22 protein-coding genes are annotated in these 22,509 nt (G+C 66.6%); 9 read left to right on the top strand and 13 right to left on the bottom strand.

What is annotated here, in order from left to right:
* Window position 1: 1 nt before the first annotated feature.
* The 3 genes from AC6CIE_RS18625 to AC6CIE_RS18615 are packed head-to-tail and all read left to right on the top strand — an operon-like array spanning window position 2 to window position 2,596.
* Window positions 2–1,132: a branched-chain amino acid ABC transporter permease gene (locus tag AC6CIE_RS18625; protein ID WP_239215986.1), complete on the top strand. Its 1,131-nt coding sequence runs from the start codon at window positions 2–4 to the stop codon at window positions 1,130–1,132.
* Window positions 1,125–1,886 carry an ABC transporter ATP-binding protein gene (locus AC6CIE_RS18620; protein ID WP_175186265.1) on the top strand — a complete coding sequence of 254 codons (762 nt, stop codon included), beginning with the start codon at window positions 1,125–1,127 and terminating at the stop codon, window positions 1,884–1,886. Before AC6CIE_RS18625 ends, AC6CIE_RS18620 begins: the two co-directional genes overlap by 8 nt.
* The gene (locus AC6CIE_RS18615; RefSeq protein ID WP_279972351.1) at window positions 1,886–2,596 is read left to right on the top strand and encodes an ABC transporter ATP-binding protein; all 711 of its coding nucleotides are present in this window, start codon (window positions 1,886–1,888) and stop codon (window positions 2,594–2,596) included. Before AC6CIE_RS18620 ends, AC6CIE_RS18615 begins: the two co-directional genes overlap by 1 nt.
* Window positions 2,597–2,651: 55 nt before the next feature.
* On the opposite strand, the gene AC6CIE_RS18610 is transcribed toward AC6CIE_RS18615, so the two are convergent.
* The 5 genes from AC6CIE_RS18610 to AC6CIE_RS18590 form a co-directional block, all read right to left on the bottom strand.
* Window positions 2,652–4,211, bottom strand: coding sequence for an acetolactate synthase large subunit (locus AC6CIE_RS18610; RefSeq protein ID WP_239215984.1), 1,560 nt, complete (start codon window positions 4,209–4,211; stop codon window positions 2,652–2,654).
* 198 nt (window positions 4,212–4,409) lie between these two features.
* Window positions 4,410–6,818, bottom strand: a complete 2,409-nt coding sequence (locus AC6CIE_RS18605) for a TonB-dependent siderophore receptor (protein WP_498093279.1) — start codon at window positions 6,816–6,818, stop codon at window positions 4,410–4,412.
* Window positions 6,819–6,915: 97 nt separating this feature from the next.
* On the bottom strand, window positions 6,916–7,878 hold the full coding sequence (locus tag AC6CIE_RS18600; protein ID WP_498093277.1) for a FecR domain-containing protein: 963 nt from the start codon (window positions 7,876–7,878) through the stop codon (window positions 6,916–6,918).
* Window positions 7,875–8,393: a sigma-70 family RNA polymerase sigma factor gene (locus AC6CIE_RS18595; protein WP_105240177.1), complete on the bottom strand. Its 519-nt coding sequence runs from the start codon at window positions 8,391–8,393 to the stop codon at window positions 7,875–7,877. The genes AC6CIE_RS18600 and AC6CIE_RS18595 overlap by 4 nt, the downstream gene beginning before the upstream one ends.
* A gap of 187 nt (window positions 8,394–8,580) precedes the next feature.
* Window positions 8,581–9,603 carry an amino acid ABC transporter substrate-binding protein gene (locus AC6CIE_RS18590; protein WP_063953202.1) on the bottom strand — a complete coding sequence of 341 codons (1,023 nt, stop codon included), beginning with the start codon at window positions 9,601–9,603 and terminating at the stop codon, window positions 8,581–8,583.
* A 354-nt stretch (window positions 9,604–9,957) separates the two neighbouring features.
* On the opposite strand from AC6CIE_RS18590, the gene AC6CIE_RS18585 reads away from it, so the two are divergent.
* Genes AC6CIE_RS18585 through AC6CIE_RS18570 form a run of 4 tightly spaced genes read left to right on the top strand, consistent with a single transcriptional unit; the run spans window position 9,958 to window position 13,195 of the window.
* A complete protein-coding gene (locus AC6CIE_RS18585) occupies window positions 9,958–10,977 on the top strand; it encodes a Bug family tripartite tricarboxylate transporter substrate binding protein (protein WP_498093275.1) in 1,020 nt (339 codons plus the stop codon).
* 43 nt (window positions 10,978–11,020) lie between these two features.
* Complete coding sequence (locus tag AC6CIE_RS18580; protein ID WP_175186261.1) at window positions 11,021–11,701, top strand: 3-oxoacid CoA-transferase subunit A; 681 nt, start codon at window positions 11,021–11,023, stop codon at window positions 11,699–11,701.
* A gap of 25 nt (window positions 11,702–11,726) precedes the next feature.
* Window positions 11,727–12,368, top strand: a complete 642-nt coding sequence (locus AC6CIE_RS18575; protein ID WP_175125880.1) for a 3-oxoacid CoA-transferase subunit B — start codon at window positions 11,727–11,729, stop codon at window positions 12,366–12,368.
* Window positions 12,368–13,195 carry an IclR family transcriptional regulator domain-containing protein gene (locus AC6CIE_RS18570; RefSeq protein ID WP_452001445.1) on the top strand — a complete coding sequence of 276 codons (828 nt, stop codon included), beginning with the start codon at window positions 12,368–12,370 and terminating at the stop codon, window positions 13,193–13,195. Before AC6CIE_RS18575 ends, AC6CIE_RS18570 begins: the two co-directional genes overlap by 1 nt.
* A gap of 26 nt (window positions 13,196–13,221) precedes the next feature.
* Here the strand turns inward: AC6CIE_RS18570 and AC6CIE_RS18565 are convergent, their stop codons facing one another.
* The 6 genes from AC6CIE_RS18565 to AC6CIE_RS18540 all read right to left on the bottom strand — a co-directional run bounded on the left by AC6CIE_RS18565 (window position 13,222) and on the right by AC6CIE_RS18540 (window position 17,915).
* Entirely contained in the window at window positions 13,222–14,271 is a 1,050-nt protein-coding gene (locus tag AC6CIE_RS18565; RefSeq protein ID WP_498093273.1) for an L-threonylcarbamoyladenylate synthase, read from the bottom strand.
* 11 nt (window positions 14,272–14,282) lie between these two features.
* On the bottom strand, window positions 14,283–15,473 hold the full coding sequence (locus tag AC6CIE_RS18560) for a 5-(carboxyamino)imidazole ribonucleotide synthase (protein WP_175186257.1): 1,191 nt from the start codon (window positions 15,471–15,473) through the stop codon (window positions 14,283–14,285).
* A 5-nt stretch (window positions 15,474–15,478) separates the two neighbouring features.
* Window positions 15,479–16,000 carry a 5-(carboxyamino)imidazole ribonucleotide mutase gene (gene purE / locus AC6CIE_RS18555; RefSeq protein WP_175125876.1) on the bottom strand — a complete coding sequence of 174 codons (522 nt, stop codon included), beginning with the start codon at window positions 15,998–16,000 and terminating at the stop codon, window positions 15,479–15,481.
* Between the two features lie 103 nt (window positions 16,001–16,103).
* On the bottom strand, window positions 16,104–16,676 hold the full coding sequence (locus AC6CIE_RS18550) for a disulfide bond formation protein B (protein ID WP_498093271.1): 573 nt from the start codon (window positions 16,674–16,676) through the stop codon (window positions 16,104–16,106).
* Window positions 16,677–16,686: 10 nt separating this feature from the next.
* Window positions 16,687–16,845 carry a DUF5993 family protein gene (locus tag AC6CIE_RS18545; RefSeq protein WP_175138208.1) on the bottom strand — a complete coding sequence of 53 codons (159 nt, stop codon included), beginning with the start codon at window positions 16,843–16,845 and terminating at the stop codon, window positions 16,687–16,689.
* Window positions 16,846–17,033: 188 nt separating this feature from the next.
* Window positions 17,034–17,915, bottom strand: coding sequence for a phosphoribosylaminoimidazolesuccinocarboxamide synthase (locus AC6CIE_RS18540; protein WP_175125873.1), 882 nt, complete (start codon window positions 17,913–17,915; stop codon window positions 17,034–17,036).
* 244 nt (window positions 17,916–18,159) lie between these two features.
* Between AC6CIE_RS18540 and AC6CIE_RS18535 the strand changes: the two genes are divergently transcribed.
* Entirely contained in the window at window positions 18,160–18,612 is a 453-nt protein-coding gene (locus AC6CIE_RS18535) for a GFA family protein (protein WP_239215972.1), read from the top strand.
* Window positions 18,613–18,717: 105 nt separating this feature from the next.
* On the opposite strand, the gene fba is transcribed toward AC6CIE_RS18535, so the two are convergent.
* Together fba and AC6CIE_RS18525 are read right to left on the bottom strand one after the other, a co-directional pair.
* Window positions 18,718–19,782 (bottom strand): class II fructose-bisphosphate aldolase, encoded by a 1,065-nt coding sequence (gene fba / locus AC6CIE_RS18530; RefSeq protein ID WP_056326713.1) that lies wholly within the window; start codon window positions 19,780–19,782, stop codon window positions 18,718–18,720.
* Window positions 19,783–19,998: 216 nt separating this feature from the next.
* Complete coding sequence (locus AC6CIE_RS18525; RefSeq protein ID WP_175125871.1) at window positions 19,999–20,898, bottom strand: SMP-30/gluconolactonase/LRE family protein; 900 nt, start codon at window positions 20,896–20,898, stop codon at window positions 19,999–20,001.
* Window positions 20,899–21,169: 271 nt separating this feature from the next.
* On the opposite strand from AC6CIE_RS18525, the gene AC6CIE_RS18520 reads away from it, so the two are divergent.
* Window positions 21,170–22,483 carry a dicarboxylate/amino acid:cation symporter gene (locus AC6CIE_RS18520; protein ID WP_498093268.1) on the top strand — a complete coding sequence of 438 codons (1,314 nt, stop codon included), beginning with the start codon at window positions 21,170–21,172 and terminating at the stop codon, window positions 22,481–22,483.
* Window positions 22,484–22,509: the final 26 nt, after the last annotated feature.

The following is a 22,509-nucleotide window of genomic DNA, read 5'->3' as shown; positions in this document are numbered from 1 at the left end:
CATGCGCACGCCTCTGCTCAACCGACTTCTACCCTTCGCCGCGCTGCTGGCGCTGGCCGCCTTTTCGTTCAGCGGTAGTGATTACTACACCGGCCTTGCGGTGAAGATCATGATCTACGCGATCTTCGCGCTGAGCCTGCAACTGCTGGTCGGCGGCGCCGGGCTGGTCAGCCTGGGACACGCCGCGTTCTTCGGCATCGGCGCGTACGTGGCGGCGCTGCTGTCGCCGGAGTCGGAAGCGGCCGGGCTGTGGTGGCTGCTGCCAGCCGCCCTGCTCGCGGCCGCCGCCTATGCGCTGGTCACCGGCGCGCTCGCGCTGCGCACGCGCGGCGTGTACTTCATCATGGTCACGCTGGCCTTCTCGCAGATGGCCTACTACGTCTTTCACGACACCAAGATCGGCGGCGGCAGCGACGGCATCTATCTGTACTTCCGGCCCGAACTCTCGCTGGGCGGCTGGATGCCGTTCGATTTAAGCAATGGCAGCACGTTCTACTTCTTCGTCCTGGCGTGCCTGGCGCTGGCGTGGGGGTTTCTGGCGCTGTTGCGGCGCTCGCCCTTCGGCGCGGCGCTGGCCGGCATTCGCATCAACGAACAGCGCATGCGCGCGGCGGGCTATTCGACCTATCCGTACAAGCTGGCCGCGTACGTCATCGGCGCCACGCTCGCAGCGCTGGCGGGCTTTCTGTTTGCGTTGAAGGACGGCTTCGTCACGCCCGAACTGCTGGCGTGGGAACAGTCCGGGTTGGTGCTGCTGATGGTCATCCTGGGCGGCATGGGCAGTCTGGGCGGCGCGGTGCTGGGCACGGTGACGATGGTGCTGCTGCAGGAACTGTTCCAGTCGCAGGAGTTGTTTGGCGACTACGCGCGCCACTGGCATCTGCCGCTGGGCATCGCGATCATTGCGCTGGTGGCGTTGCTGCCGAACGGGCTGGCAGGATTGCCGGCGCAATGGCGCGAGCGCCGGCAGGCGCGCTTGGCGGATGCTGGAAAGGGCGCAGGCAAGGACACCCGAATCGACAACCGAAGCGACACCCGAAGCGACCCCGGCCGAGACGCCATCACGCCGTCACGCGCGCCCTCCAAGACACCCGCCCCCCGCCTGCCGATTCAGGGAGAACGCCATGTCTGATGTCCTGCTCGCCGCCACCGCGGTCACGCGCCGATTCGGCGGTCTCACGGCGGTCAACGGCGTGTCGCTGCAATTGCAGCGCGGCCAGGTGCACGCCGTGATCGGCACCAACGGGGCGGGCAAGTCCACGCTCATCAACATCCTGTCGGGCGAACTGGCGGCCAGCAGCGGGCAGGTCACGCTGGCGGGCCGCGACATCACCGCCTGGCCGCAACCCGAACGGGCACGCGCCGGGCTGGGCCGCAGCTACCAGCGATCCACGATCTTTCCGGAACTCAGCGTGTTCGAGAACTGCCGGCTTGCGGCGCAGGCCAGCCGGCAGCGGTTCTGGCACTGGTGGCGCGACGCCGCGAGCTGCCGCCGCAGCGCCGACCTGGCCGGCGAGGCGCTGGACCGCACGGGCCTGACGGGCGACGCGATGCAACCCGCCGGTCTGCTGGCCCACGGCCGCAAACGCCAGCTGGAGATCGCGATGTGCCTGGCGGGCGAACCGCAAGTGCTGCTGCTGGACGAACCGCTGGCGGGCATGGGACCCGAGGAAACCGACCGCATTCTCGACCTGCTGCAAACGCTGAAGGCCGGCCACGCGATCCTGCTGGTCGAACACGACATGGACGCGGTGTTCCGCATCGCCGAAACCATCACCGTGATGGTCAACGGCAGCGCGATCGCGAGCGGCGCGCCGGCTCAGATCCGCGCCAATCCCGAGGTGCGCACCGCCTACCTGGGCGAAGACGGACAAGGAGCGCATTGATGCACACGCTGATCGAAGCCGGCGGCCTGCACGTCTACTACGGCGCCAGCCATGTGCTGCGAGGCGTGGACATGCACATCGCACCGGGCGAATCCGTGGGTCTGGTGGGCCGCAATGGCATGGGCAAGACCACGCTCATCCGCAGCCTGATGGGCCACGTGAAAAGCGCACAGGGCAACGTGCGGGTGCGGGGCAACGACTGCACGCATGCGCAGCCGCACGCGATTGCGCGTATGGGTGTGGCCTACGTGCCCGAGGGGCGCGGCATCTTTCCCAACCTGAACGTGCGCGAGAACCTGCAGGTCGCCGCAAGGCCGGGCAAGCGCGCCGGCCAGGACTGGACGTATGCGCGCGTGCTGGACACGTTTCCGCGCCTGCGCGAGCGCCTGGGCCACGGCGGTCAGCAGTTGTCGGGCGGCGAGCAGCAGATGCTGGCCATCGGCCGGGCGTTGATGACCAATCCCGACCTCTTGATCCTGGACGAGGCCACCGAAGGCCTTGCGCCGCTGATCGTGGCAGAGATATGGCGCATCATCCGCGACATCCGCGCGACCGGCATGTCCACGCTGATCGTGGACCGCAACTACCGCGCGGTGCTGGAACACACCGATCGGTGTCTGGTCATGGAGAAGGGATTGATCGTGCAGGATGGCGATAGCGCGTCGCTGGCCCGGCAGCCGGAGCAGTTGACGCGCTATCTGGGGGTGTAGCAGCGGGGCGCGTGCGAAGACTGTTCGCCAAGCGCACGCGCCAATGCGGCAATCGTCAGATCACCGCTTCGATCAGGAAGGGGCCGCGGCGCTTCAAGCCTTCGGCCAGCGCACGCGCAAAGCCTTCGACCGTATCCACGCTGACCGCTTCAACGCCCATGCCGCGCGCCAGGTGCGTCCATTCCAGATGCGGATCCTGCAGGTCCAGCATGCGGCGCGCGTTGCGGCCCGGTTCCTGCACGCCCACGTTCTTCATCTCGCCGTGCAGCGTGGCGTAGGAACGGTTGGCCAGGATGATGGTCAGGCAATCCAGATTCTCGCGCGCCTGCGTCCACAAGGCCTGCAAGGTGTACATGCCGCTGCCGTCCGCCTGCAGGGTCACAACCTTGCGATCGGGGCACGCCACTGCCGCGCCCGTCGCCATCGGCAGGCCGATGCCGATGGCGCCGCCGGTCAGCATCAGCCAGTCGTGCGGCGCGCTGTTGACGCTGTAGAGCGGAAATTCGCGGCCCTGCGTGATGGACTCGTCGCAGACGATGGCCTGTTCGGGCAGGTGGTGCGCGACCAGGATGTTGACCGCGGCGCCGGTCAGCTTGCCGGACGCAGGCACTTCGTAGCTGGGCGCGGGCGCCACCAGCCGCGGCGCGTCGGCGGCGATGCCCAGTTCGTCGGCCAGCCATTCCAGCGCGTGCGGCAGGTCCTGGTCGGCGGTGGCCAGCACGAGCTGGTTGCTGTCCTGCGGGGCCAGCAGGCTGGGCTTTCCGGGGTAGGCAAAAAAACCGACCGGCGACTTTGCACCCGCCAGCACCAGATGCTTCACATCCTTCAGCTTGGCCACGGCCAGGTCGATCGGATACGGCAGACGGTCCACCGGGGTGCGCGCACCGCCACGCTCGATACGGCGGTTCGACGTCTCCGACACCAGGCGCACGCCCGTGGCCCGCGCGATGCGGCCGGCGGCATTCAGGGCGCGCTCGCGCAGCGCGGCGCCGCCCAGCATCAGCACGGTGACTTCCCCCGAACGGATGGCGGCAGCGGCGGCGCGCACGGCCTCAGCCGTGGTCTGCGCCAGCGGCTCGTCCTTGGCCACGATGGGCGCGGGCGCGTTGTCGGGCAGTTCGGTCCAGGCCGTGTCGGCCGGCAGGATCAGGGTAGCGATGTTGCCCGGCGAACGGCGCGCCACGGCCACGGCCTCGGCGGCATCCGCGGACAGGGCCGACGCCGTCATCGTGCGCTTGACCCAGTGCGACATCGGCCGCGCCACGCCTTCCACGTCGCTGGTCAGCGGCGCGTCGTACTGGACGTGATAGGTGGCGTGGTCGCCCACGATGTTGACCATCGGGGTGCGGGCGCGCTTGGCGTTGTGCAGGTTCGCCAGACCGTTGCCCAGGCCCGGGCCCAGGTGCAGCAGCGTGGCTGCCGGCTTATCGGCCATGCGCGCATAGCCGTCGGCCGCGCCCGTCACCACGCCTTCGAACAGGCCCAGCACGCAGCGCATCTTGGGCTTGCGATCCAGGGCCGCCACAAAGTGCATCTCGGATGTGCCCGGATTTGCAAAGCAAACGTCCACATCATTGGCAAGCAAGGTGTCGCAGAGGCTGTCGGCGCCGTTCATCGTTGTTTCCCTGGTAGTTATCAATGGCAGGCGGGTGGCAAGGCCACCCGCGCAACGGACATCATAGGGAGCCTGGCGGATTCGCGATAGTGCCATTTCCGCTTGCGCGCATGGAACCATTCCAGGCGGGATTCCGTTTGGCGGAACAAACCAGGGCGGCGTCCGGGGCGCGGACGGCCGCGCCGGGTTCAGGCGCCGTCAGAACGTGGCGCGCAGCGCGAGGCGGAAGGTGCGCGGCTGGCCGAAGTAGTTCCAGTAGTTGGTGTTGCCCACGGACTGGTAATAATTCCGGTCGAACAGGTTGTCCACGTTGAACTGCACCGCCAGGTTCTTGTTGACGTCGTAGACCGCATGCAGGCCGACCAGCGTGTACGCGCCCTGCGAGATCTTGTACTCGTCTTCGTCCGGGCCGCTGGCGTTGAAGATGCCGCTCTGCGCGTACACCGAGCCGCCCACGCGCAGCTTGTTCCACTGGTCCGGCAGACGGTAGTCGGTGGACACCTTCAGCAGGTGGCGGGGGTAGGTGCTGGCAAACACCTGGCCGGACTGCGGCCCCTGCGCGTACTTCGATTGCGTGTAGGTGTAGCCCAGGCTGACGTTCCAGGCTGGCGTGATGGCGCCGTTGACCTCGAAGTCCACCCCGCGGTTGCGCACCTTCTCGGCAGCGCGGTAGCAGGAGAAGATGCCCGGCGGGCACAGGTCGCTGTCCTGGATCAGGTCGGCCCGGCCCTTCTGGTCCGTCTGGAACAGCGCCAGCGCGGCGTTCACCCGGCGGTCCATGAACTCGCCCTTCAACCCGATTTCGTAGTTCTGCCCCGTCATCGGCGGCAGCACGCCGCCATCGACGCCGATGTTTTCCTGCGGCTTGAAGATTTCGGTATAGCTGGCGTAGGCCGACAGGTTTTCGTTCAGGTCCTGCACCACGCCCGCATACGGCGTGACCTTGCCGCGCTGCTCGTACCGGCTTTCGGTGCGCACGGTGGTCTGCGCAAAGCGGTCGAATTCGAACCAGCTCATGCGCGCGCCCAGGATGAAGGTCGTGCTGTCGGTCAGGCTGAAGCGGCCCGCGGTGTAGATGCCCTGCTGCTTCTGCGTGATGTTGTACTGCCACATATGCGCGTCCAGCCCGGTCGGCGCGGGCGGATTGAAGGCGCCCAGGTCATTCATGTCGACCAGATAGCGATAGCCGGCGTCGCGCCCGCCGTGATAGCTGAAATCGTCCTTGCGGGTGGTGGCGCCCACCACCAGCTCATGCTGGCGGCCCAGCAGCTGGAACGGGCCGGACGCGTAGGCGTCCACGCCCCACTGCGTGTCGTCGTACTGGAACAGGCGCGGATTCAGCGTGAAGATATCGCCCGTCGTGCGCTGCGTGTAGTTGCCCAGGAAGTCCGACTTGGCGGACAGCCAGTTGCCGGCTACGGTCAGCTTCCAGCCATTGCCGAATTCGTGCTTGATGTCGGCGAACAGATTGGTGTTGCGCTTGTTCAGGTAATTCCAGTCGCCGACCAGGGCGGTCTTGCGCGACATCGGGTAGAAAGAACCATCAGCCCGTGTCGGCAGTCCGGACCAGTCGTAGCCCTGATTGCGGTCCTTCTGGTAGGTCAGGCCCGCCGTCACCGTGGTGGCGGGCGTGATGTCGGCCTCCAGGATGCCGTAGAAGAGCGAGTTCTCCTTGCCCGCCCGTTGCTGGAAGTCGCCCGCGTTGGTGTAGGCCACCACCGCACGGCCGCGCAGCGTCTTGGCCTCGTTCAAGGGCGAGGACACGTCCAGCATGGTGCGATAGTCGTCCCACGACCCCGCCGACAGCGTCATGACGCCTGTGGTCTCGTAGCCGGGCCGCTTGCGCACCAGATTGATGGCGGCAGCCGGATTGCCCGCCCCTTCCAACAGGCCCGTGGCGCCGCGCACGACCTCCACGCGGTCATAGATCTCGGTGGTGGGTTTGTTGATGGCGTCAAACGAATACGCGTTGCTGATGTTGGCCGGCACGCCGTCGATCTGCAGGTTGTCGATTAACTGGCCGCGCGCCTGGTACACCGAGCGTTCGGAGCCGTTCTGCACCACCGAAATGCCGGTGGTTGCCTGCAGCACGTCGTCCAGGTTCTGCATGGACTGATCGTCCATGCGCTGGCGCGTCACCACCGTGACGGACTGCGGCGTTTCGCGCGGCGACAGGTTCAGGCGCGTGGCGCTGTTGGTGACCTGCACCACGTACGTGCCGCTGGTGTCCACCGGCGGCAGCATGCCGGATACGGTGACCGGCGCCAGCGTCGTGGTCTGCGCGCCCGGCGCGCGCCGCAAGGTCAGCGTGCCGTCGGCGGCCCGGGTGGATTCCAGGCCGCTGCCGGCCAGTGCGACGCGCAGCGCCGCATCCATCGTGTAGACGCCTTGCACGGCCGGGGCATTCAGGCCGCGCACAAGCTGCGGGTCGTAGGACACCACGGTCCGGGTCAACCGCGCGATTTCGGTCAGCGTGGCGTCCAGGCTGCCGGCGGGCAGGTCAAACGCGATGGGCGCCCGCGGCTGGGCGTGGGCCGGCTGGCCCAGGCTGGATGCCGCCAGGACCACGGCAAGGCTAAGGACGTGGGGAACAGGCAAAACGCGCATGAGGGTCTCCGATACGTTGCGCACAGTGATATGTGGGTATGTGCCGCGAGATCGGAAAAGTGACAGTCCTCGTGCGAAAAAAAATGAAAAAGGCCGTTCAAGCGGCGCGGACGTCGATCACGGTCAGCCAGCGCGTGTAGCGGCTGATGGTGATCGGCAACGTATGCTCCAACGCGCTCAGCGCGCGGTCGGTGTCGTCCAGCGGATAGAGGCCGGACACGGCCAGGCGGGCGGCCTGCGGGCTGACGCGCAGCACGCCCGTGCGGTAGCTGGCCAGCGCCGCGGCAATTTCGCCCAGCGGCTGGTCGCGCGCCTTCAGCCACCCCTCGCGCCACGCGGCGGCGTCGTCCATCGGTTGCGGACGGTCCGCCCAGCCCTCGCCGAAGCGCGCGCCCTGCCCCATCGCCAGCGTCAGGGGCGCAGACTCGCGCGGCAGGACCTCGATGCTGTTCTGCAAGGCCACGGCCAGGCTGGCCTCTTGTACCAGCCGCACCATGCAGCCCGCGCCCGCGCTGCGGACCTGCCCGTGCGCCGTATGCACCGCGAACATCGACGAAAGACCGGTGCGCGGTTGCACCACCAGCGCCCCCTCCAGCAGCCGCACGTTGCGCGCGTCCGCCGTGAAATCCAGATCCACGCGGCTGCGCGCGTCCAGGGTCAGCAGGCTGCCGTCCGGCAGCGTGAAGGTCCGGCGTTCACCCGTGGCCGTACCCAGATCGGCCATCAGATTGCCCAACGGCGTGATGCGGTTGGCCACCCAGCCGCCGGCCGCTGCGGCGCCGGCCAAGGCGGCCGCGTTGAGCAGCACGCGGCGACGCGCCGGGCGCACCAGCGTGCGCCGCAACGCGTGATGCTCGTTCTTCATGACCGTTTCCAGCCGCCCCACCGACTGGCTCAGGCCCTGCTGCAGCCGCGCCCAGGCATGTTCATGGACCGGGTCGGCCGCGCGCCAGGCGGCACAGGCGGCGTGATCGGCGTCGGTCGCCTCGCCCGAGGTCAGCTTGACCCAGAAGCCGATCGCGCGGTCCCCGGCCTCGGCCGCGCTTTGCTCGCGGCTCATGGCGCGTCCGCCAGCGCGTAGCAGCGCTGCAGCGCCTGCGCGATGTACTGGCGCACCATGCTGACCGACACGCCCAGCGCGGCGGCGATTTCCTTGTGCGTCAGGCCGTCGAGCTGGCTGTACAGGAATGCCGCGCGCGCCTTCGCCGACAGGCCATCGAGCATCTGGTCCACCTGCTGCAGCGTCTGCAGGATGGCAAGCTGTTCCTGCGGCGACGGCGCAAACTGCTCGCCCTGATGGAACAGGCTTTCCAGCCACGCGGCTTCCAGCTCGCGGCGGCGCCACAGTTTCCAGACCAGACGTTTCGCGATGGTGATGATGAGGGCGCGCGGCTCGCGCACGGAGGCGAGCCGCGGCGTCTGGATGAGCTGCACGAACGTGTCGCCCGCGACGTCTTCGGCGTCTTCGAGGTTGCGCAGCCGGGTGTAAAGGCGGCCCAGCAGCCATGGCCTGTCTTCGGTGTAGATCCGGGCCAGCAGAGGATGGTCCGAGGTAAGCGTGGAAGGCGGAAGCATGGCGCGGCGGGCGGTTATCTGCAAATGGGAATCGCTCGCATTCTATCGCAGACGTGCCAGGGCGTCCCGTTTCCGAGGCGCCCTCTGTTCACGTTCGGGCCGCGCCCGGAAACGGCAAGGCCTCCCGAAGGAGGCCTTGCGCGATCACATCGGACGGGTTTGTCCTTCCGCTATGGGTGATTACCCATCAACGGATCGGCCACGGATACATCGCGCCGCCTTGGTTCCACAGCGCGTTGGTGCCGCGTTGCAGGCCCAGCTTGCTGTCCTTGCCCACATTGCGCTCGAACACCTCGCTGTAGTTGCCTACCGCCTTGATGGCGTTGTAGGCCCACTTCTCATCCAGGCCCATATTCTTGCCGGCGCCCGGCGTCACGCCCAGGATGCGCAGCACGTTGGGGTTCTTGCTCTTGAGCATTTCGTCGACGTTCTTCTGCGTGATGCCGTATTCCTCGGCTTCCAGCAGCGCAAACAGCGTCCAGCGCACGATGCCCAGCCAGTTCTCGTCGCCCTGGCGCACCATGGGACCCAGCGGCTCCTTGGAGAAACGCTCCGGCAGGATCTCGTAGTCGTTCGGGTTGGCGACCTGCGTGGCGCGCACGGCGGCCAGTTGCGAGGCGTCGTCGGTGAAGGCGTCGCAGCGGCCGGATTCAAAGGCGCGCACGACTTCGGTCACCTTGTCGATCACGACCGGCTTGAACTCGATGTTGTTGGCGCGGAACCAGTCGGCCAGGTTCAGTTCGGTGGTGGTGCCCGGCTGCACGCAGACCGTGGCACCGTTCAGTTCCTTGGCGCTCTTGACGCCCAGCTTCTTGCTCACCAGGATGCCCTGGCCGTCATAGAAACTGGCGGCAACTGCGGACAGGCCCAGCGACGTGTCGCGCGTCTGGGTCAGCGTCACGGTGCGCAGCAGCACGTCGACCTCGCCCGATTGCAGCGCGGTGAAGCGTTGCTGGGTGGACAGCGCGGTGCCCTTGAACTTCGAGGCATCGCCAAACACCGCCGCCGCCACCGCGCGGCAGATGTCCACGTCCATGCCTTCCCATTCGCCCTTGCTGTTCGTCGCGGAGAATCCGGAGACCCCGTCCGTCAGGCCGCATTGCACGAATCCCTTCTTTTTCACCGCGTCCAGCGTGGGACCGGCCATCGCCGCCTGGGACGCGCAGGCCAGGGCAATCGCGCCGGCCGCAACCATCAATTTCCGCTTCATGTTCTGCTTCTCCTGAGATAGATGACCGCCCTGGGCTTGTAGCCGGGGACAGTTGAAACCAGGTCCTGCCTTACCGGACCGGCCGCCAGATTAAGGCATGTCCACAGCGTGAACAACGCGCCAATCCCTAGTGAAAACCCGTAAAAACGGCGCACCGGTCAACACGAACCGCTTGTCCGGTGATCGAACTTTTTTGACGGAGACATGCGCCGTCGTGCCGATTTCCCCGTGCCATACTTTTTTTGCGTCTTTGTCCGATAGCCGGCAAAGCCGCAGACCCTTAAAAGCCGTCGCGTCACATAAAAACCCGGACGCGCAGCGGCAAATCGGCCGATTCATGGAGGAGACAAGTCCATGGCACATGCATGCAAGTCGCAGCCTCATCACCCGGCGGCCACTGACCGCCGCCGCGTTATCAAACACGTGCTGTTCGCCGCGCTGGCGGCGGCCGGCGTGGCCACCGGCACCGCCCACGCGGCCGATAACTGGCCCAGCAAGCCGATCAAGATCATCGTGCCGTACACGCCGGGCGGTTCCACCGACATCGTGACGCGCATCGTGATGGAAAAGCTGGGACCGCGGCTGAACCAGACCATCGTCGTCGAGAATCGCCCCGGCGCAAACAGCAGCCTGGGGTCGGCGCTAGCCGCCAAGGCGGAACCCGACGGCTATACGTTCCTGTCGATGCTGCCGGCCTACATCATCAACTTCCATCTCTACAAGCTGGGTTACACGCCCGCGGACCTGACGCCCGTTGTGCAGATGGCGGACCTGCCGCTGTTCCTGTTCGTGGCGAACGAGCTTCCCGTCAAGACCGTGGCGGAGCTGGTCGCGTATGCCCGCAAGAATCCGGACAAGCTCACCTACGCATCCAGTGGCAACGGCTCCAGCGCGCACCTGACCGGCGCCGACTTTGCGCTGCAGAACAAGATCACGATGACGCACGTGGCGTACAAGGGCAGCGCGCCGATCCTGACCGACATCCTGGGCAACCGCGTGAGCATGGTGTTCGATCCCGTGCTGGTGCCGATGCAATACGTGAAGCAGAACCGCCTGAAGGCGCTGGCGTTCACGGGCAAGGAACGCTGGCCCACGGAACCGGACATTCCCACCATGGAAGAAGCCGGCATGCCGGGCTTTGTCACCGGCTCATGGGCCGGCCTGATGGCGCCGGCCAACACGCCCAAGCCGATCATCGAACGCATGGCGCGCGAGATCAGCGAGATCGTCAAGGAGCCGGACGTGCGCCAGAAGTTCGTGGATGCGGGCTTTCTGCCGGTGGGCGGCACGCCGGCGGAGTTTGCCGAATTGATGAAGAAGGACTCGGCACGCTACGCCGAGATCATCAAGCAGGCCAACATCACCGTGAACTGAGCGGGGCCGGGCGCCGCGGCGTCCGCCTCATCGGAGCCCTCCCATGATCGACAAGTTCATCGACACGCCGGAAGCCGCCGTTGCGGATGTGCATGACGGCGCCATCGTGCTCATCAGCGGGTTCGGCGGCGCCGGCATGCCCACCGAACTGATCCACGCCCTCATCGACCAGGGCGCGCGCGAACTCACCGTGGTCAGCAACAACGCCGGCAATCGCGAGACGGGCCTGGCCGCGCTGGTCAAGGCCGGGCGCGTGCGCAAGGTGATCTGCTCGTTTCCAAAGGCCTCGCACTCGTGGGTCTTTGACGAGCTGTACCGGCAAGGCCGCATCGAACTCGAATGCGTGCCGCAAGGCACCATCGCCGAACGCCTGCGCGCGGCCGGCGCGGGACTGGGCGGCTTCTTCACGCCCACCGCCTACGGCACCGAGCTTGCGCGCGGCAAGGAGACCCGCATCATCAACGGCCGCGGCCACGTGTTCGAGGAGCCGCTGCATGGCGACTTTGCGCTGGTCAAGGCCGACCGCGGCGACCGCTGGGGCAACCTGACCTACAACATGAGCGCGCGCAACTTCGGCCCCATCATGTGCATGGCCGCCAAGACGACCATCGTGCAGGTGCGCGCCAAGGCTGAACTGGGCGAACTGCCGCCCGAGGCCGTGGTGACGCCGGGCATCTTCGTCAAGCGCGTGACCGAAGTGCCCAACGCCGCCTTTTCCAGTTGACGCCATTCCGCTTGAAGGAGTCCGCATGTTTCATCCCCTGACCCGCGAAGCCATGGCGCGCCGCCTGGCCTTGGACATTCCCGACGGCAGCTACGTGAACCTGGGCATCGGCATGCCGGTGCTGGTGGCCGCCCATCTACCCGAGGGCCGAGAGATCGTGCTTCACAGCGAGAACGGCATCCTCGGCATGGGGCCGCCCCCGGCCGAGGCCGACATCAACCTGGACCTCATCAACGCCGGCAAGCAACCGGTGACCCTGCTGACCGGCGGCTCGTATTTCCATCACGCGGACTCGTTCGCGATGATGCGCGGCGGCCATCTGGACATTTGCGTGATGGGGGGCATGCAGGTTGCGGCCAACGGCGATCTGGCGAACTGGTCGCTGAACAAGCCCGGCGAAGCGCCGGCCGTCGGCGGCGCGATGGATCTGGCCGTGGGCGCGCGCAGCGTGTTCATCATGATGGAGCACAACAGCAAGAACGGTGATCCCAAGATCGTCGAACGCTGCACCTATCCGCTGACCGGCGCGGGCGTGGTGGACCGCATCTACACGGACCTCGCGGTCATCGACGTCACGCCGGACGGCCTGGTGGTCCGGGATATGATCGACGGCATGACGCTGACCGAACTGCAGACGCGCACCGGCGCGCCCCTGCGCGCAGCCTGATGCTGCCCAACCTGCCCGCTCCCGGCTACGCCGCGCCGCCCACGGCCGAAGACCATCCGGACCAGTTGCGCGGCGATCCGGACTATATGCTGACGCTGGCGCGCGGCCTGCACGTCATCCGCGCCTTCGGCACGCGCCGCCATCCGCAGACCGCGGCCGAACTGAGCCGGCGCGCCGGCCTGCCGCGCGCCGTCGTGCAACGCTGCCTGCACACGCTGATCCTCTTGGGCATGGCCGAGCAGCACGGCAGGCTTTACGTGCTGACGCCGCGCATTCTGGGGCTGGGCTACGCGTACTTTTCGTCCACGCCGTTCGTTTCGCTGGCGCAGCCCGTGCTGGAAGAATTGAGCGCGACCGTGAACGAGACCTGCGCGCTCGCCATCATGGAAGGCCATGAAATGCTTTACCTCGCGCGGTCCGAGGTGAACCGCCTGCTGGCCACGTCGATGGGGTTGGGAAGCCGCCTGCCCGCGTATTGCACGTCCATCGGACGCGTACTGCTGGCGGAACTGCCGGAGCCTGCGCTGGCGCGGTATTTCGCGGCGACCGACCTGCAGCCCTATACCGAGTTCACGCTGACCACCGAGGTAAAGCTGCGCGCGGAACTGGCGCGCATCCGCGAGCAGGGCTATGCGGTCGTCGACCAGGAACTGGAATTGAACGTGCGCGCGATCTCGGTGGCCGTGCGATCGGCCAGCGGCAAGGCCTGCGGGGCGGTGAACGTCAGCGTGAAGGCGGCGCGCGTGCCGCTCAGCCGCCTGCAAGACGACTTCCTGCCGCCCTTGCGGCAGGCCGTGGAACGGATCGGGGAATTCCTGGCCGCGTGAGCGGTCAGGTGTGAGCGGCCAGCAGGCTACAGGCCGGTGGTGTCCAGCGTGAAGGCCGCGGCGGCGCGGCCGATGCGGTCGTTGACCGCGTGCCAGTCATCGGTGGCGGGCGGCGCCTGCACGATGATGCGCGCATAGCCCTGACCATCCAGATCGCGCAGCAGGCCGTACAGCGCCTGCGCATAGCGCGCCGGGTCCGCGGATACCGGTTGCCACTGCACGCGGGGATCGGCTGCGGCGGGTTGCGGGCCGTAGGCCACCAGCACCACGCGGCCTTCGGGCAGATTGCGTCCGGCCAGCACATCGTTCATGCGGGCCTCGTTGGCCAGTTCCAGCGGCGTGCGCGGCGCGTAATGGGCCTTCAACGTGCCGGACGCGCGCGGCGCCGCGGCGTCGGGCGCAAAGACCTGCACGCCCAGCACGGCCTCGATCTGCGCGGCGCTGATGTGGCCGGGCCGCAGCAGCACGGGCCCCGCGCCGCGATCCAGGCGCGACAGGTCGAGAATGGTGGATTCGATGCCAACGTCCGACGCGCCGCCTTCCAGCACGGGCATGCCGGCCGCGACTTCATCGGGAAACTCGTTGCGGACGTGTTCGGCGCGGGTGGGCGACACCTGGCCAAACTTGTTGGCCGATGGCGCCGCCACGCCGCCCTGCCCGTTCGGCTTGCCGGCCGCAAACGCCGCCAGCAGCGCCTGCGCCACCGGATGCGACGGACAACGGATGCCGATGCTGTCCTGCCCGCCGCTCACCGTGTCGACGATGTGCGGCGCGCGCTTCAGGATCAAGGTCAGCGGACCCGGCCAGAACGCGTCGATCAGCAATTGCGCTTCGGGCGGCACGTGCGCCGCCCAATACGCCACGTCGCCCTGCGGCGCGATATGCACGATGACGGGATGGTTCGAGGGCCGGCCCTTGGCCGCGTAGATCTTGGCGACGGCCTGCGGGTTTTCAGCGTCCGCGCCCAGGCCGTAAACGGTCTCGGTCGGAAAGGCGGCCAGTTCGCCGTCCAGCATGCGCTGGGCGGCGTGGGCGATTTCCGCGGCGCTGGCGGAGACGGACGGAGATGAGGACATCGGTTTGCCGCTTACTCGGGCGCCTGCATGCCCAGCGCGGCGGCCACGCGGGCGGCGTCGTCGCGGGCCTGCTGCAAGGTGGCCGCCACGATCGTGATGTGGCCCATCTTGCGGCCACGGCGCGCCTCGCGCTTGCCGTACAGGTGCAGCTTGGCCGAGGGCACGGCCAGCGCGGCCGCCCAATCGGGCTCGCGTTGGGCGTCACCCGTGGCATCGGCGTACCAGATGTCGCCCAGGATGTTCAGCATGACGGCGGGCGCCAGCAGGTCGGTGCCGCCCAGCGGCAGGCCGGCCATGGCGCGCGCCTGCTGCTCGAACTGGCTGGTGACGCAGGCGTCGATCGTGTAGTGACCGCTGTTGTGCGGACGCGGCGCGATCTCGTTGACGATCAGACTGCCGTCCTTGAGCACGAAGAATTCCACGCACAGCACGCCGTGATAGCCCAGCCCCTGCGCGATGGCCTGCGCGGCTTCGGTGGCGCGGGCCTGGCGTTCGGCGTGGGCCGCATCCTGCTGCACGGGCGCCGCGGTGGACACGGCCAGGATGCCGTCGACATGCACGTTGCGCGCCACGGGAAACACCACGCTGGCACCATCAAAGCCGCGCGCCAGCACGACCGAGATTTCGTAGTCCAGCGGCATCAGCGCTTCCAGCACGCAAGCGACACCGCCGAATTCGGCGAAGGCGGCGATGGCTTCTTCGCGGGTGTTGATGCGGGCCTGGCCCTTGCCGTCGTATCCCAGGCGCGCCACCTTGAGGATGCCGGGGAACAGCGCGTCCGATGCGGCGTTCAGATCGGCTTCGCTGCGGATGGCGGCGTGCGGCGCGACCGGGATGCCTTGCGCGGCAATGAAGGTCTTTTCAGCGATGCGGTCCTGCACGATGGCCACGGCGTCGCCAGCCGGGCTCACGCGGCATTGGGTAGCCAGCGCGCGCAGGCTGTCCGCGGGAACGTTTTCGAATTCAGTGGTGACGGCCTGGCACGTCTGCGCCAGGCGGGCCAGACCGGCCTCGTCGTCATAGGCGGCCTGGATGTGCAGGTCGGCCACCATGCCGGCCGGACATTCCGCGGCCGGGTCCAGCACCGCGACCTTGTAGCCCAGGCTTTGCGCCGCGTGACAGAACATGCGGCCCAGTTGGCCGCCGCCCAGCATGCCCAGCCAGCCGCCGGGCGCGATCAGGAAAGGAGTCGATTGAGTCATTCGCATCAGGCCTCGGGCGGAACCTTCATGTCGCGCGCGACCTGCGTCTGGCGGGCGCGGAACGCCACGAGCTTTGCGTGCAGACCGGCATCGGTGCCCGCCAGCGTGGCGATCACGTGCAGCGCGGCGTTGGCGGCGCCGGCTTCGCCGATGGCAAAGGTGGCCACCGGCACGCCCTTGGGCATCTGCACGATGGACAGCAGCGAGTCTTCGCCGCGCAGGTATTTGGAGGGGACCGGCACGCCGAACACCGGCACTTCGGTCAGGGCAGCCATCATGCCCGGCAGGTGCGCCGCGCCGCCGGCGCCGGCGATGATGCCGCGCAAGCCGCGCTGGTGCGCCGCGGCGCCGTACTCGGCCATGTCCTGCGGCATGCGGTGCGCGGAGATGACGCGCGCCTCGTAGGCCACGCCGAAATCCTCCAGCATCGTCACCGCGTGCTTCATGACCTCCCAATCGCTGGAAGATCCCATAATCACGCCCACCACGGGGGAGGCTTGCGCCGCTGCGGAAGTCTGGTCTGTCATAACCGGTGTCTAGTAGTTGAGACACGGCGCACGCGCCGCGAAATGTCGGGGGACCGCGGGACCAGCCCGCGAAACCCGCTATTTTACCCGGCGCTGAAGACTGCTACGGCAACGTGGCGCTTTTCAGCCAAAGGTAGCTGACCGGATCGTCCGGGCAGGGTCCGAAACCGCACTGCAGCGTGGTGCTGCCGGCATTGGCCAGGGCGACGACGAAAAACAGGGCCATGACCACCATGCCCAGCATCGAGACGGGCTTTTTGAGCATGCTGTCGCCCCACTTGCGGTCCACGCACAGCATGACGACGCAGAACACGATGATCGCCGTGAAGGCAACGAAGGCCCAGGTATAGAAGTGCACGCCCAGAAAGGGCGTGCCGTAGCCCGCGTCGCCCGGGGCAATGTGCAGCAGCACCTGGCGTCCCGCGGCCAGCATGCCGGCCAGCGCGCCGGCAATGCTCATTGCATAGTGCATCGGCGACGGTCCGAGTCGCATGTTCAAGAGGAAACCCACACCCGCAAGGATCAGCGCCACGCGCTGCAGCAGGCATAACGGGCACGGCAATTCGTCGTAGGCGAATTGCCAGGCGAAGGCGATGCAGAGGAGGCCGGTGACCCCGAGCAGCGCCAGGGCATTGAGGATGCGCGAGCCGCGCGCCGGATTGCTGGAGAAGATCATTGCCGCCGCTTCACAGGGACAACGCCAGCGGGCTGGTCATATGGTATTTGCACCAGGCGGCAAAGATGGCCAGGGTCAGCAGCCAGAAGGTCACGCACGGACGGCGCCGGCCCACGAGTCCAAACCACACTGCCAGCGTCCCAGTCACAAAGGGCAGCATCATCACCATGCGGCGCTCCTTTTCTCGGAAATCCCGTATCAAGCAGCGGACGAGTATAGCGTAACAATCCGAAATAATTTCGCGCTGAAAATGCGGGTTTGCCCGTGGGGTGCGTCAGCCTGCGGCGCCACGTCGAGACCCGCCGGCGAAAAAAAAAACCGCTCGGACGACGAGCGGCTTTTTTGGTGTGGACGCGATCAGGCGATCAGGCGGTCCAGGGCTTCGCGGTACTTCGCGGCCGTCTTTTCCAGCACTTCCTGCGGCAGGCGCGGCGCGGGCGGGGTCTTGTCCCACGTTTGCGTCTCGAGCCAGTCGCGCACGAACTGCTTGTCGAACGACGGGGGGCTGATGCCGACGCGGTAACCGTCGGCGGGCCAGAAGCGCGACGAATCGGGCGTCAGCACTTCGTCCATCAGGTGCAGCGTGCCGTTGTCGTCCAGGCCGAACTCGAACTTGGTGTCGGCGATGATGATGCCCTTGGTGGCGGCAAAGGCGGCGGCTTCGGCGTACAGCTTTAGCGTCACGTCGCGGATGCGCTCGGCCATTTCCTGGCCGACTTCCTTGACCACGTGCGCGAAGTCCACGTTCTCGTCGTGCATGCCGAACTCGGCCTTGGCGGCGGGCGTGAAGATGGGCTCGGGCAGCTTGCTGGCCTGTTGCAGGCCGGCCGGCAGCTTGATGCCGCAAACCGCGCCGGTCGCCTGATAGTCCTTCCAGCCCGAACCGATCAGGTAGCCGCGGGCAACCGCTTCCACCAGGATGGGCTTCAGACGCTTGACCACCACGGCGCGGCCGCGCACCTGATCCACTTCGTCGGGCGCCACCACGTCTTCGGGCTTCACGCCGGTCGAGTGGTTGGGCAGGATGTGCGACAGCTTCTGCAACCAGAATTCGGTCAGTTCGGTCAGCACCTGTCCCTTGCCGGGAATGGGGTCGTCAAGGATCACGTCAAATGCGGAGATGCGATCCGACGCGACGATCAGCAACTTGTCGTCGCCGACCGCGTACATATCGCGCACCTTGCCGCGTCCCAGCAGCGGCAGGGACTTGATGCTGGATTCATGCAAAGCAGAAGTCACGGGAATGGCCTATGGCAAAAATGAACATTCCCGCCGCGGGCGGACGCCAGGGCGGGAAGGGAAACGAAATCGGGCACCAGGCGGAGGCGGCGCCGGACGGCAGCTTCCGCAAAGCGCATAGATTACTGCAAATAAGTTCGTCTTGCCGCCGCTCCGGGCGCGGGGTAGGCTTTCTTTCCCATCCATGATTCGCGCCGGCCGCCCCCGAGCGTCACGGCGCAACACCGCCCGGAGACAAAGCCGTATGCAGGATGCTTCCCCCAAACGCATGCCCCACGCCGACGCGCAGGTCCACATGACAGGCGGCTGCCAGTGCGGCGCCATCCGCTACGCCCTCACCGACGAGCCCATCACCGCCGCCACCTGTCACTGCCGCGACTGCCAGTACTCCAGCGGCGGCGCGCCGGCCCACGCCCTGATCTTTCCCGCGGGCGCCGTCACGCTGCTGCGCGGACAACCCAAGGAGCACCGCTACCAGGGCGACTCCGGTCACACCGTCATGCGCAGCTTCTGTGCGGCGTGTGGCACGCCGCTGTTCGGCAATTCGGAAGGCATGGGCTACGAAGTCGTGCGCGCAGGGTCGCTGGATGACCCCGAAGCGTTTCATTCCAAGGCAAGCCTGTGGACGGACTCGGCGCCTTCATGGCATCACGTGGATCGGTCGGTGCCAAGCTTCGGGAAGAATTCGCCGGCGTAGCGCGCGCGTCCGTCATGGCCGCAAAAACAAAAAGAGCTGGTCCTCGCGGGCCAGCTCTTTTTCTGCCTGCGCCGCCTTCGCAAGAAGGCGGCATGGGCGAGGACCTTATTGCACCACTTGCGACAGCTTGCCCGACGCGTACTGCGCGGCGATTTCGGTCAGCGGCAGCGGCTTGATCTTGCTGGCGTTGCCGGCGGTGCCGAATTCCGTGTAGCGAGCGACACAGATCGCCTTGGCGGCGGCGCGGGCGGGCTTGAGGTATTCGCGCGGGTCGAATTTCTCGGGGTTCTCGGCGAAGAAGCGGCGGATCGCGCCGGTCATGGCCAGACGGATATCGGTGTCGATATTGATCTTGCGCACGCCGTACTTGATGGCTTCCTGGATTTCCTCGACGGGCACGCCGTAGGTTTCCTTCATGTTGCCGCCGAATTCACGGATCTCGGCCAGCAGTTCCTGCGGCACGCTGGAGCTGCCGTGCATCACCAGGTGGGTGTTGGGCAGGCGGGCGTGGATTTCCTTGATGCGGGAGATCGACAGGATGTCGCCGGTGGGCTTGCGCGTGAACTTGTAGGCGCCGTGGCTGGTGCCGATGGCGATTGCCAGGGCGTCCAGTTGCGTGCGGCGCACGAAGTCGGCGGCTTGTTCCGGGTCGGTCAGCAGCTGATCCATGGTCAGCTTGCCGTCGGCGCCGTGGCCGTCTTCCTTGTCGCCTTCCATGGTTTCCAGGGAACCCAGGCAGCCGAGTTCGCCTTCGACGGTCACGCCCAGCTTGTGCGCGATGTCCACGACCTTCTTGGTGACTTCGACGTTGTAGTCGTAGTCGGCGATGGTCTTGCCGTCTTCTTTCAGCGAGCCGTCCATCATGACGCTGGAGAAGCCCAGGTCGATGGCGCCCTGGCAGATCTTGGGCGATTGGCCGTGATCCTGGTGCATGACCACGGGGATGTGCGGGTAGGACTCAACGGCGGCCTGGATCAGGTACTTCAGGAAGCCTTCGCCCGCGTATTTGCGCGCGCCGGCCGAGGCCTGCATGATCACCGGGCTGTCGGTCTCCGCCGCGGCTTCCATGATGGCCTGGACCTGTTCCAGGTTGTTGACGTTGAAAGCCGGAATGCCGTAGCCGTGCTCGGCGGCGTGGTCGAGCAACTGGCGCATGGAGACTAGGGCCATGAGTGGTCCTCCTTAGGTACTGTCTATTGAGAGATGGTTGAAGCCTTGCTGAATGGCGTGATTTTACGGGGGAATCGAAGAAAGGTCTTGCAACGGCCGGTATCCTATCCATTCAGGTGAAACCGGACGCCCTAGCCCGGCTGATATCCGCCTTGCGGCCCAGCCCATGCGGCCCACGGCCGCGGCGCCCTTTATCTGCTTTCCCCCGCTTGTGGCCTAGGGCCTGCCCGCGTGCGGCACATCCACCCGGGTCATCAGGATGCGGGCCTGCGGCTTGGCGCGCCGGTTGGCTTCCACGAAATCCGGCGCGGCCGCCATGAAAAGCGTCTTGCCGTCCGGTCCGCCCAGCGCGGCCGCGAAGATGCCGAATTCGCCGGTGTCGATCTGCTCGAGAATCCGTCCGCCACGTTCAACGCGCACGATGCGCTTGCCGATGGCGTCGCCCACCCACAACGCGCCCTCTTCGTCCAGCGCGCCGCCGTCCGGCGCAATCTTGGACGCCGCGATCACGGCGGTCAGGTCGTCGGTTTCAGGCAGCTCGCCGAAATTGGCCCAGTCGCGGCGCGGCCCCAGCACGCCGTTGGGCTCGATGTCGAACTCGGATATGCGGTTGGCGAAGGTCTCGTTGACGATCAGGGTCTTGCCGTCGGGCGTGATGAACGAGCCGTTGGGAAAGCACAGGCCGTCCGCCACCACCTGCGCCACACCGTCCGGATCCACGCGCACCAGCGTCGTCGTGCGCACGGGTTCGCCCGCCATGATGTCGAATCCGAAATTGCCCACGTAGGCGCGGCCCTGCGCGTCCACCACCATGTCATTGATATGGCCGCCGGTCAGCGCGGACAGGTCGGCATGCACCGACAGCGTGCCGTCCGCCTCGCGCCGCAGCACCTTGCGGTCTTTCATGGACGAGATCAGCAGGCGGCCGTCGGGCAGCCAACCCAGCCCCGACGGTTGCTGCGGGACCAGACAGACGCGGTCCACCGCCCCCTGGAGCGTCACGGTAATGACCTGCCCCGTGTAGAAGTCCGAGGCCCACAGGCGGTTTTCGTGCCAGCGCAGCCCTTCCAGATAGGTGTAGCCGGAAGCCAGTACGGACAATTCGCGATTCGGCATTGCTTTGTCTCCTTTGTCGCCCCGCGCGGGGCTGGTTCCCAGGTGGCGCCCGGCCTTCCTGACGAGGCCGGAAGGGGCATTCTGGCACGGCTGATCTGTCCCCGAACCGACAACTCGCTGTCAGGTTCACGGCGTTAACATCGCGCCCCAAGGGTTAACCCGAGCAGCACCTGGACCCTGGCATGTCCGTCACCGGACCGTCTGCCCCGCCTCATGCCGGCGGGCCTGGCCCTCTGGGCCAAGCGGCGGCTCCCCGTTATCCCGTTTTCAAATGAACACTAAGAAGCTGACGCGTTATATCGGCATCGCCATGGTGCTGGGCATCGTGGTGGGCTATGTCTGCAACAAGTTCGCGCAGACCCCGGAAGAGGCGAAGCAGATCGCCTCGTATTTCAGCCTGATCACCGACATCTTCCTGCGCATGATCAAGATGATCATCGCGCCGCTCGTGTTCGCCACCCTGGTGACCGGCCTGGCCAGCATGAGCGACGCCAGCGCGGTGGGCCGCATCGGCATGCGCGCCATGATCTGGTTTATCGCCGCCTCGGCGATTTCCCTGCTGCTGGGCCTGGCGCTGGTCAACATCTTCCAGCCCGGCGCGCACATGAACCTGGCGATCCCGGACGCGGGCGTGACTTCGGGCCTGAAGACGGGCGATTTCACGCTGAAGGCGTTCATCGCGCACGTGTTCCCCAAGAGCATTGCCGAAGCGATGGCCAACAACGAGATCCTGCAGATCCTGGTGTTCTCGCTGTTCTTCGGCGCGGCGCTGTCGTTCATCCGCGGCAAGGGCCACAACACGATCTACAACATGATCGATGAACTGGCCAAGATCATGTTCCGCGTGACCGACTATGTGATGCGCTTTGCGCCGCTGGGCGTGTTTGCCGCCATGGCCGCCGCCATCACGACCGAAGGCCTGGGCGTGCTGGTCAGTTACGGCAAGCTGATCGGCGAGTTCTACCTGGGTCTGGCGCTGCTGTGGGCCATTCTGTTCGGCGTCGGCTACCTGTTCCTGGGCAAGTCCACGTTCCGCCTGGGCGGGCTCATCAAGGAACCGACCTTGCTGGCGTTCTCGACCGCGAGCAGCGAATCGGCCTATCCGAAGACGATCGAGGCGCTGTCGCGGTTTGGCGTGTCCAAGCGCATCTCGGGCTTCGTGCTGCCGCTGGGCTATTCGTTCAACCTGGACGGCTCGATGATGTATCAGTCGTTCGCGGTGCTGTTCATCGCGCAGGCCTACAACATCGAGATGAGCTTCACGCAGCAGCTGACCCTGCTGCTGGTGCTGATGGTGACCAGCAAGGGCATGGCCGGCGTGGCGCGCGCCTCGCTGGTCGTGGTGGCCGCGACGCTGCCGATGTTCCATCTGCCGGAAGCCGGCCTGCTGCTCATCATGGGCATCGACCAGTTCTTCGACATGGGCCGCACCGCCACGAACGTGGTCGGCAATAGCCTGGCCACGGCCGTGATCGCCAAGCTGGAAGGCACGGAAGAAGGCAGCGAAGAAGGCACCGATGATGCCGCGTCCGCGCAGGCTTCGAACGAGGCGCCGCCCAGCCGACCCGCCAGCCAGAACGCATAAGCAAAACGGGCCGCAATGGCCCGTTT

Source organism: Achromobacter sp. GQ309, assembly GCF_059759315.1.
The sequence above is the reverse complement of the archived record's forward strand: the minus strand, read 5'-3'. Positions and strand labels throughout refer to the sequence as shown.